Origin of the sequence: Rhizobium sp. WYCCWR 11152 (assembly GCF_013087615.1) — a bacterium.
GTDB classification, from domain to species: domain Bacteria; phylum Pseudomonadota; class Alphaproteobacteria; order Rhizobiales; family Rhizobiaceae; genus Rhizobium; species Rhizobium indicum.
The window spans coordinates 727,944-743,865 of record NZ_JABFCP010000008.1 but is presented as its reverse complement, the minus strand read 5'-3'; the positions used below and the strand labels follow the sequence as shown (position 1 = coordinate 743,865).

General features: G+C 61.5%; 15 protein-coding genes. 13 read left to right on the top strand and 2 right to left on the bottom strand.

The annotated features are described in order from the left end of the window. Positions 1–26 precede the first annotated feature (26 nt). A complete protein-coding gene (gene gltA / locus G9X67_RS13430; RefSeq protein ID WP_003539304.1) occupies positions 27–1,316 on the bottom strand; it encodes a citrate synthase in 1,290 nt (429 codons plus the stop codon). Positions 1,317–1,606: 290 nt separating this feature from the next. Between gltA and G9X67_RS13425 the strand changes: the two genes are divergently transcribed. Further along, positions 1,607–4,039: a ComEC/Rec2 family competence protein gene (locus G9X67_RS13425; protein ID WP_171599051.1), complete on the top strand. Its 2,433-nt coding sequence runs from the start codon at positions 1,607–1,609 to the stop codon at positions 4,037–4,039. On the opposite strand, the gene lexA is transcribed toward G9X67_RS13425, so the two are convergent. Next, complete coding sequence (gene lexA / locus G9X67_RS13420; protein ID WP_029873161.1) at positions 4,020–4,739, bottom strand: transcriptional repressor LexA; 720 nt, start codon at positions 4,737–4,739, stop codon at positions 4,020–4,022. The two genes, G9X67_RS13425 and lexA, sit on opposite strands and share 20 nt — an antisense overlap. Before the next feature lie 197 nt (positions 4,740–4,936). On the opposite strand from lexA, the gene G9X67_RS13415 reads away from it, so the two are divergent. The 12 genes from G9X67_RS13415 to G9X67_RS13360 all read left to right on the top strand — a co-directional run bounded on the left by G9X67_RS13415 (position 4,937) and on the right by G9X67_RS13360 (position 15,879). After that, positions 4,937–5,833 carry a VOC family protein gene (locus G9X67_RS13415; protein WP_171598840.1) on the top strand — a complete coding sequence of 299 codons (897 nt, stop codon included), beginning with the start codon at positions 4,937–4,939 and terminating at the stop codon, positions 5,831–5,833. Continuing rightward, positions 5,830–6,675, top strand: coding sequence for a 3-deoxy-8-phosphooctulonate synthase (kdsA, locus tag G9X67_RS13410; protein WP_171598839.1), 846 nt, complete (start codon positions 5,830–5,832; stop codon positions 6,673–6,675). The genes G9X67_RS13415 and kdsA overlap by 4 nt, the downstream gene beginning before the upstream one ends. Positions 6,676–6,825: 150 nt before the next feature. Further along, positions 6,826–8,100: a phosphopyruvate hydratase gene (gene eno / locus G9X67_RS13405; RefSeq protein WP_033182549.1), complete on the top strand. Its 1,275-nt coding sequence runs from the start codon at positions 6,826–6,828 to the stop codon at positions 8,098–8,100. Positions 8,101–8,237: 137 nt separating this feature from the next. Further along, positions 8,238–8,558 carry a septum formation initiator family protein gene (locus G9X67_RS13400; protein ID WP_171598838.1) on the top strand — a complete coding sequence of 107 codons (321 nt, stop codon included), beginning with the start codon at positions 8,238–8,240 and terminating at the stop codon, positions 8,556–8,558. Positions 8,559–8,703: 145 nt separating this feature from the next. Next, entirely contained in the window at positions 8,704–9,750 is a 1,047-nt protein-coding gene (pdhA, locus tag G9X67_RS13395; protein ID WP_171598837.1) for a pyruvate dehydrogenase (acetyl-transferring) E1 component subunit alpha, read from the top strand. Positions 9,751–9,765: 15 nt separating this feature from the next. Beyond that, positions 9,766–11,151, top strand: coding sequence for a pyruvate dehydrogenase complex E1 component subunit beta (locus G9X67_RS13390; RefSeq protein ID WP_171598836.1), 1,386 nt, complete (start codon positions 9,766–9,768; stop codon positions 11,149–11,151). Positions 11,152–11,166: 15 nt separating this feature from the next. Next, positions 11,167–12,531 carry a pyruvate dehydrogenase complex dihydrolipoamide acetyltransferase gene (locus G9X67_RS13385; protein WP_171598835.1) on the top strand — a complete coding sequence of 455 codons (1,365 nt, stop codon included), beginning with the start codon at positions 11,167–11,169 and terminating at the stop codon, positions 12,529–12,531. Between the two features lie 19 nt (positions 12,532–12,550). Continuing rightward, a complete protein-coding gene (locus G9X67_RS13380; protein WP_003539320.1) occupies positions 12,551–13,192 on the top strand; it encodes an SGNH/GDSL hydrolase family protein in 642 nt (213 codons plus the stop codon). 2 nt (positions 13,193–13,194) lie between these two features. Continuing rightward, positions 13,195–13,776 carry a GNAT family N-acetyltransferase gene (locus tag G9X67_RS13375; protein ID WP_138329606.1) on the top strand — a complete coding sequence of 194 codons (582 nt, stop codon included), beginning with the start codon at positions 13,195–13,197 and terminating at the stop codon, positions 13,774–13,776. A 16-nt stretch (positions 13,777–13,792) separates the two neighbouring features. Next, entirely contained in the window at positions 13,793–15,241 is a 1,449-nt protein-coding gene (lpdA, locus tag G9X67_RS13370) for a dihydrolipoyl dehydrogenase (protein ID WP_138329604.1), read from the top strand. 97 nt (positions 15,242–15,338) lie between these two features. After that, entirely contained in the window at positions 15,339–15,593 is a 255-nt protein-coding gene (locus G9X67_RS13365; RefSeq protein WP_003539329.1) for a GlsB/YeaQ/YmgE family stress response membrane protein, read from the top strand. 37 nt (positions 15,594–15,630) lie between these two features. Further along, positions 15,631–15,879: a GlsB/YeaQ/YmgE family stress response membrane protein gene (locus tag G9X67_RS13360; protein ID WP_003539331.1), complete on the top strand. Its 249-nt coding sequence runs from the start codon at positions 15,631–15,633 to the stop codon at positions 15,877–15,879. Positions 15,880–15,922: the final 43 nt, after the last annotated feature.

The window sequence follows — 15,922 nt, the reverse complement described above, 5'->3', positions numbered from 1 at the left end:
TTTTCTTTTGGGTTCTTTGGAAGCGATCAGCGCTTCGAAACCGGGATGTAATCGCGCTTCGGTTCGCCGACATAGAGCTGGCGCGGACGGCCGATGCGCTGTTCCGGATCCTCGATCATCTCGTTCCACTGCGCGATCCAGCCGACGGTGCGGGCAAGCGCGAAGAGCACGGTGAACATGGTCGTGGGGAAGCCCAGCGCCTTCAGCGTGATGCCGGAATAGAAGTCGATGTTCGGATAGAGCTTCTTCTCGATGAAATATTCGTCGGTGAGCGCGATACGCTCCAGCTCCATCGCCACTTCGAGCAACGGATCGTCCTTGATGCCGAGTTCGCCGAGCACTTCATGCGTCGTCTTCTGCATGATCTTGGCGCGCGGATCGTAGTTCTTGTAGACGCGGTGACCGAAGCCCATCAGGCGGAACGGATCGTTCTTGTCCTTGGCGCGGGCGACATATTCCGGAATACGATCGACCGTGCCGATTTCGTTCAGCATGTTGAGCGCCGCTTCGTTGGCGCCGCCATGCGCAGGCCCCCAGAGGCAGGCGATGCCGGCGGCGATGCAGGCGAACGGGTTGGCGCCCGACGAACCGGCGAGACGGACGGTCGAGGTCGAGGCGTTCTGCTCATGATCGGCATGCAGGATGAAGATGCGGTCCATGGCGCGGGCAAGCACCGGATTGACCACATATTCCTCGCAAGGCACGGCAAAGCACATGCGCAGGAAGTTCGAGGCGTAGTCGAGGTCGTTCTTCGGATAAACGAAGGGCTGGCCGATATGGTATTTGTAGGCCATGGCGGCAAGCGTCGGCATCTTGGCGATCATGCGCAGGCTGGCGACCATGCGCTGGTGCGGATCGGTGATGTCGGTGGAGTCGTGATAGAAGGCCGACAGCGCGCCGACGCAGCCGCACATGACGGCCATCGGATGCGCATCGCGGCGGAAGCCGGTGAAGAAGCGGCTCATCTGCTCGTGCACCATGGTGTGGTGCGTGACGCGGTAATCGAAATCCTTCTTCTGCACGGTGGTCGGCAGTTCGCCGTAAAGCAGGAGGTAGCAGACTTCGAGGAAGTCGCCGTGCTCGGCGAGCTGCTCGATCGGATAGCCGCGATGCAGCAGGACACCTTCGTCGCCGTCGATGTAGGTGATTTTCGATTCACAGGATGCGGTCGATGTAAAACCCGGATCGTAGGTGAAGGAAGCCGTGTTCTTGTAGAGGGCACCGATATCGATGACGCTCGGGCCGATCGTGCCGCTTTTGACAGCAAGGTCGACAGACTTGTCACCGATTTTTATTGTAGCGCTTTGATCCGTCATGCTGATCCTCCGAAATGGCGGTGGCGCCATAAAAGCGCCATAGGGGTTAAGCGTCCTCACCGATAGCTATATGATCGCGAAGCTAATGCCAAGTTACCGTGATGGCATTTTGTGCATTGCGGTATCACCTTTTAGGCACTGCAGCGATGAGCCGCACGCATATCGGAAGCTGATGATTCGACTGGTCTTTTGGCGCTCGCGATTTTCCCTCATATTTCAATCGATTATTCTTGCCGGATTTGATTGGAGGTTGCATTCTGGCCGCCTTCGCAGCCGGGCTTGGGCGGTTCATGCAGGAGTTGACGACAGTCGAATTGCGGCCGGAAGCAGGCGAAGGCCTTGCCGACTCCTCCAGTTTTTCACCACCTGTCGTGGTGACGCGACCGACACGGACGCAGTCGGCGACACCATTGCGCCACCGGCTGCCGGCCGCAGCCTCGCAAGTGCTGCGTGCCGGCATGCGCATGCTGGGCGAAGAGGCGGACCATGGCCGCCTGCTGCTGTTTTCGCCGGTCTTCCTCGGCGCTGGGTCAGCCGTCTGGTTTCTCGCGGCATCGGATTTTCCCCTCGTTGCATCACTGCTCTGCCTGTCGGCGGTGACAGTGGCGGTTCTCATCGCCAGCCGCAGCCGGGCGGCAGTGCGGGCAACGCTGCTGGCGCTCTCGCTCGTGGTCTGCGGCATGGTCACGGCGCAGTTCGAGAGCCGGCGGGCTTCGACCGTGATCCTCGATTCATCAGTGACGACCACGGTGACCGGCCGTGTCGAGCGGCGCGAAGGCGATGGTCGCGGGCGGTGGCGCTACATTCTTGCGGTCACCGGCACTAAGGCACCGGAGCTGAAGCGGCGGCCGGAACGCATCACCGCCATCGCCCGCGGCGCGGACGCGGCCTTCGAGATCGGCGATATCATTACCGGCAGGGCGCGGCTGACGCCGCCGGCAGGTCCGGCACTTCCCGAACTCAACGACTTCTCCTTCGGTGCCTATTTCGATGGCATCGGCGCCAACGGCTTCTTCTACGGTGCACCGACGAAGGTCGATGCGCAGGCTGGTCCCCAGGCTGCCAGATCGACGGCTGAAACGCTGCTCGAAGGGCTCTACCGGCTGCGCAGCGGCATTGGTGACCGCATAAGGTCGATCCTGCCCGGCGACACCGGCGCTTTCGCCGCTGCTCTGGTGACGGACGAGCGGCGTGCCATCTCGAATGAAACGACGGAGGCGCTGCGCCAGTCCGGTCTGGCTCATATCATCGCCATCTCCGGCCTCAACATGGCGCTGTCGGCCGGCATCTTCTTCGTCGGCTTCCGGATGCTGCTCAGCCTCTTTCCCGGCATTGCTGAGGCCTACCCGACGAAGAAGATCGCTGCCGCCGGCGCGCTCATCGCTGTCACCGCCTATTTCCTGATTTCGGGCTTTGCGGTCTCTGCCGAACGCGCCTTCATCATGATGGCCATCATGTTGGTTGCCGTCTTCTTCGACCGGCCGTCGATCAGCCTGCGCAATGTCGCTCTCTCCGCGCTCGTCATCATCGTCATTTCGCCGTCCGAGGTTTTGGGTCCGAGCTTCCAGATGTCTTTTGCAGCGACATTGGCGCTGGTCTCGGGCTATCAGCTGTGGAAGGACCGGCGCGTCCGCGAAAACGCCTTCCTGAAGCTGCCGATCATCAGGCCATTCGTTACGGTTGCGGGCTTCTTCGGCGGCATCTTCCTGACCTCGCTGATCGGCGGTTTTTCCACCGCGCTGTTTTCGATCGAGCATTTTCATCGCCTGACCGCCTACGGCCTGCCGGCAAACCTCGCGACAATGCCGATCATCTCCTTCATCATCATGCCGGCCGGCCTGCTGGCGATGCTGCTCATGCCTTTCGGCCTGGACGTTTTGCCTTGGAAGGTGGTGGGATTCGGCCTCGATCTGGTGATCGCGGTCGCAAAGACGGTGTCCGGCTGGGATGGCAATATAGACGTCGGCCGCTTGCCCGCCTGGTATTTCGCCGTCGCCGTGGCAGGCTTTCTGCTGCTGACGCTGCTCCGCACCCGGTTGCGCCATGTCGGCACATCGATCATCGCGGTCGCAACGCTCATCCTGCTGCTTCTGCCGGGTCCCCGTCCGCCGGATTTGGTGATTTCGGAGGATGGCAGTCTCGTCGCAATCGTCGAGGCGGCGGCCATGGCGTCCAACCGTGAAAGACCGCCGGATTTCATCTTCGACCAGTGGCAGAGAGCGCTGGTCCTGCCGAGGCATGATCCGCCGAAGATGCTGGATGGTCCTGCTATCCCGCCGGTAGGAGAAGACCGCCGCGTCAGGCTTTCCCGCGATCAGCAGAACGAAGCAAGGACCGCGATGCGGGCGGCCACAGCGGGCGGTGACGCAAACCGCTTTTCCTGCGTCAAGAAGGCCTGGTGCACATCAAGGCTCGCCAATGGTCAGGTGGTTGCTGTCATCGACAATGCCGCCTATCTCGGTCCGGCATGCGACGCGGCCGATATCGTCGTGACCTCGGTCCGCCTTCGCTTCAACAGCTGCCGCTCGGGTGCGACGCTCTTCACCGGTGAGACGCTGCGCAGGACCGGATCCATCGAGTTGCGCTTCACGGACGCCGGCCTGGAGGTCGCAACCGCATTCGATGCATTGTCGCGGCCATGGATGCGCCATCGCGCCTATGACTGGCGCAGCAACAGCTTTACCGAATCGAGCCTAGCCAATGTCAGTGATAGCGGCGAATGAGGCCGACGAGTTTACCCTGAACCTTGACACGGTCCGGCCCGAAAATCCGGGTCTCGTAAGCCGGGTTGGCGGCCTCCAGCGCGATCGAGGCGCCCTTGCGGCGGAAGCGCTTCAGTGTCGCTTCCTCGTCGTCGACGAGAGCAACGACGATGTCGCCAGGACTTGCAGTGCTGCCGTTGCGGATGATCACGGTGTCGCCGTCGAAGATGCCGGCGTCGATCATCGAATCGCCCTTGACCTCCAGCGCATAATGTTCACCGGAACCGAGCATGTCGGCCGGAACGACGATGTCGTGGGTGTTGTTCTGGATCGCCGAGATCGGCACACCGGCAGCGATTCGGCCCATGACCGGCACGGAGACCGAGTTGCCGTTGTCGGCGACGGGTTTTGCGGGAGCGGGGGCGGCGACCGGCTGAGGTTTGCCGAGGCTGCCCTCGATGACGCTCGGCGAAAAGCCGCGCCGGGGCTGGATGCTGGGGCTGTAGGCCTCCGGAAGCTTGATGACCTCGAGCGCACGGGCGCGGTTCGGTAGGCGGCGAATGAAGCCACGCTCCTCCAGCGCCGTAATCAGCCGGTGAATCCCGGACTTGGAAGCGAGATCCAGGGCATCCTTCATTTCGTCGAAAGATGGCGGAACGCCGGATTCCTTCATGCGCTCATGAATGAAAAGGAGAAGCTCCTGTTGTTTGCGCGTGAGCATCGACGTTGTGACCTCGTGATTGAAACAAATCCAGAACATACACTATATGTTCCATATGTGTTCCGCAAGTAGCTAAATTTCCGTAAAACTTGGCGCCAACTCGTTGAGATTATTATTTTCATTCGCCGGATTGGCACACAAGTCTTGCCTTGGGCGGCACTCTCACACATCTCTGCCGTGTTAGGAGAGGGGATATCATGAACGAGCACTCCGCCAAACCGCACCCGCTGGATCATGTCGTGCTGCCGGTCGTCAATATCGATCTGGCGCGCGAGAGGCTCGGCAAGCTCGGCTTCACCGTTGCCGCCGATGCGCGCCATCCCTTCGGAACGGAGAATGCCTGCGTCTTCTTTGCCGACAAGACTTATCTGGAGCCGCTCGGGATTGCGAGCGTCGAGGAGAGCGAGGCATCAGCGCGGCAAGGCAATGTCTTCACCGCCCGCAACCAGGCCTTCCGCTTCCGCTGCGGCGAGGAGGGGCTTTCGGGGCTGGCTTTCGGCAGCAAGGATGCCGGCATCGATCATCAGAATTTCGTCGGCAACGGATCGAGCGCCGGCGAGATGCTGGAGTTCACCCGGCCGATGACGATGCCGGACGGTTCCGAGGCGATTGCCGGCTTCAAGCTGGCTTTTGCCGGCGACCTGCGCGCGCCGGATCTCCTGCTTTTCAGCGTCGAGCGCGTCAATCCGCTGCCGGCCGACCGCGCCGCGCTGGAGGCGCATGCCAATGGTGTCACCGGCATAGTCGAGATCGCGCTTTGCACGCCGGAGCCGGCCGCCTTCGCTGCCTTCGTCAGCCTTGCGGTGGCGCAATCGGCAGTCGAGAAGACCGGGTTCGGCGTCAATATCGCAGCATCGAATGCGAAAATCAGCCTGATGACGCCGGAAGGGCTGGAGGCCTATTTCGACATCGCCGGCTCATCCGCCGATCGCGGCCTGCGCGGCCGGGCAATCCTCTTCACTGTCGCCGATCTTGCCGTGACAGAAGCGCATTTGGCTGCTAACGGGGTGACCTACACGCGCAAGAACAATCGCATTCTGGTGAAGCCCGCGCCCGGGCAGGGCACGCTCTTCGCCTTCGAGGAAACACGATGAGCACTGATACGAATTCCGAAGTCAGGATCGGCGAAGGCCAAGGCCAGGTCACTTTTTCCAATACCGGCCGCCTGTCGCTGATTGCCGGTCCCTGCCAGATGGAGAGCCGCGACCACGCCTTCATGGTTGCCGGCACGCTGAAAGAGCTTTGCGGAAAGCTCGGTATCGGCCTCGTCTACAAGAGCTCCTTCGACAAAGCGAACCGGACCTCGCTTTCGGCCGAACGCGGCATCGGGATCGAAAAGGGCATGGAGGTCTTTGCCGACCTCAAGAAGGAATTCGGCTTTCCCGTCCTGACCGACGTTCATACCGCCGAGCAATGCGGGGAGGTGGCGAAGGTCGTCGATGTCCTGCAGATCCCGGCCTTCCTTTGCCGCCAGACCGACCTTCTTATCGCCGCCGCCAAGACCGGCCGCGTCGTCAATGTCAAGAAGGGCCAGTTCCTCGCCCCCTGGGATATGAAGAACGTCCTGAAGAAGCTCAATGCCAGCGGCAATCCGAACGTGCTGCTGTGCGAGCGCGGCGTCTCCTTCGGCTACAATACGCTGATTTCCGACATGCGTTCGTTGCCGATCATGGCGGCGATGGGCGCGCCCGTTATCTTCGACGCGACCCATTCCGTGGCGCAGCCGGGCGGCCAGGGCGAATCCTCCGGCGGTCAGCGGGAATTCGTGGAAACCCTGGCGCGCGCCGCAGTGGCTGCCGGTATTGCTGGTGTCTTCGTCGAAACCCATCAGGACCCCGACAATGCCCCTTCGGACGGCCCGAACATGGTCTATCTCAAGGACATGCCGCGGCTTCTCGAAAAGCTGCTTGCCTTCGATGCGGTCGCCAAGGCCTAAGGTTCAGCTTGACGTTCAACAGTCTGACATGATCGTACTATAGGCCGGGAAGGCTGGTCCGAAGGCTGGAAATTGCGGCATTGTAATTTGCACGCCTTCGACTAAGACAGGTTTCGAACCGACTTATCACCCACCGAGCAGGAAGAACCCATGACTGCAATCACCGATATCATCGCCCGCGAGATTCTCGATAGCCGTGGCAATCCCACCGTCGAAGTCGATGTCTATCTCGAAGATGGCAGCATGGGCCGCGCGGCCGTTCCCTCGGGCGCCTCGACGGGCGCGCATGAAGCGGTCGAACTGCGTGACGGCGGCAAGCGCTACCTCGGCAAGGGTGTCGAAAAGGCGGTCGAAGCTGCCAACACCGAGATCTTCGACGCGATCGGCGGCATCGACGCCGAAAACCAGATCCAGATCGACAACATCATGATCGAGCTGGACGGCACGCCGAACAAGTCGCGCCTCGGTGCCAACGCCATCCTCGGCGTATCGCTCGCCGTTGCCAAGGCTGCGGCCCAGGCGTCCGGCCTGCCGCTCTACCGTTATGTCGGCGGCGCTTCCGCCAGCCTTCTGCCGGTGCCGATGATGAACATCATCAATGGTGGTGCTCATGCCGACAACCCGATCGATTTCCAGGAATTCATGATTCTGCCGGTCGGCGCCGATTCGATCGCCGAAGCCGTGCGCATGGGTTCGGAAGTCTTCCATACGCTGCGCAAGGAACTTGCCGCGCAGGGTCATAACACCAATGTCGGCGACGAAGGCGGTTTCGCACCGGGCCTGAAGAGCGCGCCCGAGGCCCTCGACTTCATCATGAAGTCGATCGAGAAAGCCGGCTACAAGCCGGGCGACGACATGTGCCTCGGCCTCGACTGCGCCTCGACCGAATTCTTCAAGGACGGCAAATACGTTCTCGAAGGTGAAGGCCGCACGCTGGAATCGGGCGCCATGGCCGAATATCTGGCCGAGCTCGCCGCCAAGTATCCGATCATCTCGATCGAGGACGGCATGGCCGAAGACGACTGGGATGGCTGGAAGACGCTGACCGACCTGGCCGGTAAGAAGACTCAGCTCGTCGGCGACGATCTCTTCGTCACCAACTCTGCCCGTCTTCGCGACGGCATCCGCATGGGTGTCGCCAACTCGATCCTCGTCAAGGTCAACCAGATCGGCACGCTGACGGAGACGCTCGATGCCGTCAACACGGCGCACAAGGCGGCCTATACCGCCGTCATGTCCCATCGCTCCGGCGAGACCGAAGATTCGACCATCGCCGATCTCGCGGTCGCCACCAACTGCGGTCAGATCAAGACCGGCTCGCTGTCGCGTTCCGACCGTCTTGCCAAGTACAATCAGCTGATCCGCATCGAAGAGGGCCTCGGCCCGCAGGCCCAGTATGCCGGCCGCTCGATCATTCGCGGCTGATCGGATCCTGATTTCCAATGGCTTGACCCGCGCCTCCCGGCGCGGGTTTTTTGTTGCCCGTTTTTTAGAGTCAACGAACGGTTAATCTCTGCGCGTTAGATTGAACGAATTGGTAATGCGTTCAAGAGCATGCGTGTATGTGGACAAGGCATCATAAGAAGAGAAAGATCGGTCGCTTCGTCATTCCGGCCATGACGGTCGCCTTCCTCTCCTATTTCGGTTATCATTGCATTCATGGCGATTACGGCCTGCGCGCGACGGAGACGTTCGAGCATCAGCGTGTCGCGCGTGAAAAAGAGCTTGCGATCTTGAAGGCGAAGCGCGAACATCTGGAAAATCAGGTCGCGCTCTTGAGTGACGGGTCGCTCGACAAGGACATGTTGGACGAAAAAGCGCGTTATCAGCTCAATATGTCGCGCGCGGACGAGATCGTCGTATTCAACCACTATTCCAATTAACCGGAAACAGGTTAATTGGAATTTTAGTAGTTTTTCCAATAATTTAGGACCGAATACGAGCCATGCAATTATGGCATTGCTGTGGTCAATTTTCTTCCCTATGGTACGCGCCACCAAGAAACGACAAACCCATAGGGAGGGTTGAATGGCGCCGCGAAAGACCGCGACCGTTTCCAGCCGCAAAACTGCAGCAAAACCGGCAGCCAAAGCATCGAATGGAGGCCCGGTAGCCGACTTCGATCGCAATGAAGAGCTGAAGGCCTATCGCGAGATGCTGCTGATCCGCCGCTTCGAGGAGAAGGCCGGTCAGCTTTACGGCATGGGCTTCATCGGCGGCTTTTGTCACCTCTACATCGGTCAGGAAGCTGTCGTCGTCGGCATGCAGATGGCGCAGAAGGAAGGCGACCAGGTCATCACCGCCTATCGCGACCACGGCCATATGCTGGCAACCGGCATGGAGGCGCGTGGCGTCATGGCGGAACTGACCGGACGTCGCAGCGGCTATTCCCACGGCAAGGGCGGCTCGATGCACATGTTCTCGAAGGAGAAGCATTTCTACGGCGGTCACGGTATTGTCGGCGCCCAGGTCTCGCTCGGAACGGGTCTTGCCTTCGCAAACCGCTACCGCGGCAACGACAATGTCTCCATCGCCTATTTCGGCGACGGCGCTGCCAACCAGGGCCAGGTCTACGAGAGCTTCAACATGGCTGCTCTCTGGAAGCTGCCGATCGTCTATATCGTCGAGAACAACCGTTACGCCATGGGTACCTCGACCGCCCGCGCCACCGCGCAGTCGAACTACTCGCTTCGCGGATCCGGCTTCGGCATCCCGGGCATTCAGGTCGACGGCATGGACGTTCGCGCCGTCAAGGCGGCGGCCGACGAGGCGCTCGAACATTGCCGCTCCGGCAAAGGCCCGATCATCCTCGAAATGCTGACCTATCGTTATCGTGGTCACTCGATGTCCGATCCGGCGAAGTATCGCTCCAAGGAGGAAGTGCAGAAGATGCGCTCCGAGCAGGATCCGATCGAACAGGTGAAGGCACGTCTCATCGAAAAGGGCTGGGCTTCCGAAGACGATCTGAAGGCGATCGACAAGGATGTCCGCGACATCGTCGCCGACAGCGCCGACTTCGCCCAGGCCGATCCGGAGCCGGATGCATCCGAGCTCTATACCGACATTCTGCTCTAATCGGGGAGGGAACCCATGCCTATCGATATCCTCATGCCCGCCCTCTCTCCGACCATGGAAGAAGGCACACTGTCCAAATGGCTGAAGCAGGAAGGTGACAAGGTCACCTCAGGCGACGTGATTGCCGAAATCGAAACCGACAAGGCGACGATGGAAGTCGAAGCCGTCGATGAAGGGATCATCGGCAAGCTGCTCGTCGATGCCGGCACCGAAGGCGTCAAGGTCAACACCAAGATCGCCGTGCTGCTGCAGGACGGCGAATCGGCCTCGGATCTTTCCGCCGCCAAGCCGGCCGCCGCACCAGCTCCGGAAGTTGCCCAGGAAGAGAAGCCGACCAACACCGGTTCTGCCTCCGCACCGCTTCCGGCCGAGCCGAAGGCCGTCGTTCCGAACGACCCTGAAATCCCGGCCGGCACCGAAATGGTGTCGACGACCGTGCGCGAAGCGCTCCGCGACGCCATGGCCGAGGAAATGCGCGCCGACGAAAACGTCTTCGTCATGGGTGAGGAAGTCGCCGAATATCAGGGCGCCTACAAGGTCACGCAGGGGCTGCTGCAGGAATTCGGGCCCCGCCGCGTCGTCGATACGCCGATTACCGAGCATGGCTTTGCCGGCGTCGGCGTCGGTGCCGCCATGGCCGGCCTTCGCCCGATCGTCGAATTCATGACCTTCAACTTCGCCATGCAGGCGATCGACCAGATCATCAACTCCGCTGCCAAGACGCTTTATATGTCCGGCGGCCAGATGGGTGCTCCGATCGTCTTCCGCGGCCCGAATGGTGCAGCGGCCCGCGTCGGCGCCCAGCACAGCCAGGATTATGCTGCCTGGTATAGCGCCATTCCCGGCCTGAAGGTCGTCATGCCCTATACGGCATCCGACGCCAAGGGCTTGCTGAAGGCCGCGATCCGCGATCCGAACCCAGTCATTTTCCTCGAAAACGAAATTCTCTACGGCCAGCACTTCGATGTGCCGAAGCTCGACAATTTCGTTCTCCCGATCGGCAAGGCCCGCATCCATCGTCCGGGCAAGGACGTCACCGTGGTCTCCTTCGGCATCGGCATGAGCTATGCGACCAAGGCTGTCGCCGAACTCGAGAAGATCGGCATCGACGTCGAACTGATCGACCTTCGCACCATCCGCCCGATGGACCTGCCGACCGTCATCGAATCGGTGAAGAAGACCGGCCGCCTGGTAACGGTCGAGGAAGGCTATCCGCAGTCTTCCGTCGGCACCGAAATCGCTACCCGCGTCATGCAGCAGGCCTTCGACTATCTCGATGCGCCGATCCTGACGATCGCAGGCAAGGACGTTCCGATGCCTTACGCCGCCAATCTCGAAAAGCTCGCCCTTCCGAACGTCGGCGAAGTGGTCGATGCGGTGAAGGCTGTTTGCTACAAATAAGGGGAGGGTGTTTCGATGCCGATCAATATCACGATGCCCGCCCTCTCTCCGACCATGGAGGAAGGCAATCTTTCCAAATGGCTGGTCAAGGAAGGCGACAAGGTCAAGTCTGGCGATGTGATCGCCGAGATCGAGACCGACAAGGCGACGATGGAAGTCGAAGCCGTCGATGAAGGCACGGTCGCCAAGCTCGTCGTTGCCGCCGGCACCGAAGGCGTCAAGGTCAATGCGCTGATTGCGGTTCTCGCCGCCGATGGCGAGGATGTCTCCGCTGCGGCAAGCAGTGCGGGTTCGGCCGCTCCGGCACCGAAAGCTGACGGTGCAGCCGCGCCGAAGGCCGAAGCTGCACCGGCTGCGGCCCAGTCTACTCCGGCTGCGGCTCCTGTAGCCGCCGCCGCAACCGCCTCAGTTTCATCTGATGGCAGCCGCGCCTTCTCTTCGCCGCTTGCCCGCAGGCTGGCCAAGGAAGCCGGTATCGATCTTTCGGCCGTCGCAGGCTCCGGCCCGCACGGCCGCGTCGTCAAGAGCGACATCGAAGCCGCCGTTGCCGGCGGCGGCGCCAAGGCCGCAGCCCCGGCCGCTGCTGCTTCCGCTTCGCAAGCCTCCGCAGCTCCGGCTCCGGCCGCCGCTGCCCCGAAGGGCGCGTCCGAAGAAGCCGTGCTCAAGCTATTCGAACCTGGCTCCTACGAGCTCGTGCCGCATGACGGCATGCGCAAGACGATCGCCAGGCGCCTGGTCGAATCCAAGCAGACGATCCCGCATTTCTACGTCAGCGTCGATTGCGAGCTCGATGCGTTGCTGGCGCTGCGCGCCCAGCTGAACGATGCGGCTCCGCGCAAGGACAACGCTCCGGCCTACAAGCTCTCGGTCAACGACATGGTCATCAAGGCCATGGCGCTGTCGCTGCGCGACGTTCCGGATGCCAATGTCTCCTGGACCGACAGCAACATGGTCAAGCACAAGCACGCCGATGTCGGCGTTGCTGTCTCGATCCCCGGCGGCCTGATCACCCCGATCATCCGCAAGGCCGAGGAAAAGACCCTGTCGACGATCTCCAACGAGATGCGCGATCTCGGCAAGCGGGCCAAGGACCGCAAGCTGAAGCCTGAGGAATATCAGGGCGGCACCAGTTCGGTCTCGAACATGGGCATGATGGGCGTGAAGAACTTCGCAGCCGTCGTCAATCCGCCGCATGCGACGATCCTCGCGGTCGGCGCCGGCGAACAGCGGGTCGTCGTCAAGAAGGGCGAAATGGCGATTGCCACCGTGATGTCAGTCACGCTCTCGACCGACCATCGCTGCGTCGATGGCGCGCTCGGCGCCGAGCTGCTCCAGGCCTTCAAGGGCTACATCGAGAACCCGATGGGCATGCTTGTCTGATAGCGTCGCGGAGGCGGAAATGACCAAGACCGTTCTTTGCTATGGTGACTCGCTGACCTGGGGTTATGACGCCGAGACGATCGGCCGTCATGATTACAAGAATCGCTGGCCGAGCGTGCTTCAGGCAGCGCTCGGCGGTGACGCGCGTATCATCGCCGAAGGCTTGAACGGTCGCACCACCGCTTTCGACGACCATCTCGCCGATTGCGACCGCAACGGTGCGCGCATCCTGCCGACGATCCTGCAGACGCATGCACCGCTCGACCTCGTCATCCTTCTGCTCGGCACCAATGACATGAAGCCGGTCGTGGCAGGCTCGGCCTTTGCCGCATGCCAGGGCATCAGCCGGCTCGTGCGGCTGATCCGCAATCATGCCTGGCCCTTCGAGTTCGATGGGCCGGAGATTTTGATCGTGGCGCCGCCGGCGATCCGCGCGACGGGCAATGTGCCCTTCGCCGCATCGTTTCCCGGCGGCATCGAGGAATCGGCAAAGCTTGCAACGCTTTATCGTGATCTTGCCGACGAACTCGGTTGTGGCTTCTTCGACGGCAATTCGGTCGCCAAGACCACACCGATCGACGGCATTCACCTCGATGCGGAGAATACGCGTGCGCTTGGACGCGGGCTGGAATCGATCGTGCGGATGATGCTGGGGATCTGAGCATGACCTCCTTCATCGCCCTCCGGCAGGCCTCACGGCGGGATGCCTCGGAGTTGGCGATTCTGGCGGATATCGCATCGCGCGGTTTTGCCTCCTGGCTCTGGTTTGCCGGTGTGGAAAACGGCGTGAGCGACACGCCGCTGGAGCAGGGCCGGCTGAAGATGGGCGAGGAGGAGGCTGTCGGCGGCTGGCGGGATGCCGTCATTGCCGAGGCCTATGGCGAGGTCGCGGGTGTGGCGATCGGACATGCGCTGGGTGAGGGGATAGGCGATATCGAGGCGACTATTCCGGCAACCGCACCGATGCTTGTCTTGCAGAAGACGGTGGTCGGAAGCTGGTTCATCGGCAGTCTCGGAGTCTATCGCCATCTGCGCGGCATCGGCATCGGACGCAGGCTGCTGGACGATCAGATCGAAAGGGCCGATCGGCGGCCCGTCAGCCTGATCACCGCCAGCGACAACGAAGCGGCTTTGTCGCTTTATGGAAGAAACGGATTCCTGGAGGCTGCGCGCGCCGATGCCGTGCCGCTCTTCGAAAACAGCAAGAGACATGCGTGGGTGCTCATGACCCGCAGCGCAGCGTAACAAAGGCAGGAAACACATGGCTGAATCCTACGACGTCATCATCATCGGTTCGGGTCCTGGCGGCTATGTCGCTGCCATCCGTGCCAGCCAGCTCGGCCTCAAGACCGCGATCGTCGAGCGCGAGCATATGGGCGGCATCTGCCTGAACTGGGGTTGCATCCCGACCAAGGCGCTGCTGCGCTCGGCCGAGGTGCTCGACCACGCCAATCACTTCAAGGATTTCGGCCTCGTTCTCGAAGGCACGGTCAAGCCGGATGCCAAGGCCGTCGTCGGCCGCTCGCGCGCCGTCTCCGCCCGTCTGAATGCCGGCGTCGGCTTCCTGATGAAGAAGAACAAGATCGACATCATCTGGGGCGAGGCAAAGATCACCAAGCCCGGAGAGGTCGTCGTCGGCAAGTCGTCGAAGCCCGTCGTCGAGCCGCAGCACCCGCTGCCGAAGAACGTCAAGAGCGGCGAGGGTACCTATACCGCCAAGCATATCATCATCGCCACAGGCGCCCGTCCGCGCGCGCTGCCCGGCATCGAGCCGGATGGCAAGCTGATCTGGACCTATTTCGAGGCGCTGAAGCCGGATGTTCTGCCGAAGTCGCTGATCGTCATGGGCTCGGGCGCGATCGGCATCGAATTCGCCAGCTTCTATCGCTCGATGGGCGTCGACGTCACGGTCGTCGAAGTCATGCCGACCATCATGCCGGTAGAGGATGCCGAGATCACGGCGATCGCCCGCAAGCAGCTTGAAAAGCGTGGCCTCAAGATCTTCACCAGCGCCAAGGTTTCGAAGGTTGAGAAGGGTGCCGGCAGCGTCACCGCTCATGTCGAGACGGCCGATGGCAAGGTGCAGCAGATCACTGCCGACCGGTTGATTTCGGCCGTCGGCGTTCAGGGCAATATCGAAAACCTCGGCCTCGAAGCGCTCGGCGTCAAGACCGACCGCGGCTGCGTCGTCATCGATGGCTACGGCAAGACCAATATCGCCGGCATCTATGCGATCGGCGATGTCGCCGGCCCGCCGATGCTGGCGCACAAGGCAGAGCATGAGGGCGTCGTCTGCGTCGAAAAGATCGCCGGCCTTCCCAATGTCCATCCGACCGACAAGGGCAAGGTCCCGGGCTGCACCTATTGCAATCCGCAGGTCGCCTCCGTCGGCATCACCGAAGCGAGGGCCAAGGAACTCGGCCGCGACATCCGCGTCGGCCGCTTCTCCTTCGCAGCGAACGGCAAGGCGATCGCGCTCGGCGAAGACCAGGGCATGGTGAAGGTGATCTTCGACAAGAAGACCGGCGAACTGCTCGGCGCCCATATGGTCGGCGCCGAAGTCACCGAGCTCATTCAGGGCTTCGTCGTCGCGATGAACCTCGAAACGACCGAGGAAGAGCTGATGCACACGATCTTCCCGCATCCGACCGTGTCGGAATCGATGAAGGAAGCGGTGCTCGATGCTTACGGCCGCGTGCTGAACGCTTGATAATTTCCAAATCCGCCCTGTATCACGGGGTGGCAAAGCCATCCCCCCGGCGTGGAAAGCCACTCCGCTGGGGTGGAAAACAAGAAAGGAAATCATCATGTCTATGGAGACGCAGGCGTTGCTGGTGTTTTTGCTGATCGGCCTGGTTGCAGGCTTCCTCGCAAGCCTGGTCGTCGGTGGCGGCGGGTTGATAAGATGCCTGCTGAGCGGCATCATCGGCGCCTTCGTCGGCGGCTATCTGTTCAGCGCGCTCGGCATTTCGCTGGGCATTGAAAACGCGCTGGTCGTGCAGATCATCCACGCCACCGTCGGCGCCATCATCGTGGTTCTGATCGCAAGAGCGGTCGCTTGAGGCGTAACTGAGGGCCAACTTGAGGGTAGGGGCAGGCATGGAAAGCGTCGGCTGGATTTCGGCAATCATCATCGGCGGGCTTGCGGGCTGGCTCGCCGGCAAGCTGATGGAAGCGCGATACGGGATTTTCCTGAATATCGTGCTCGGCATTGTCGGCTCGGTCGTCGCCAGCGCCATCCTCGCGCAGTTTCATCTCGAGGTGGTCGGCGGGCGGCTCGGCTATTTCGTGACGGGTTTCCTCGGCGCCTGCTTGTTGATATTCCTTGCGCGGCTGGTGCGGCGCTAGATCCGAATGAGATTTGCCGCATAGGGGCGGTAGAAGGCTGAAA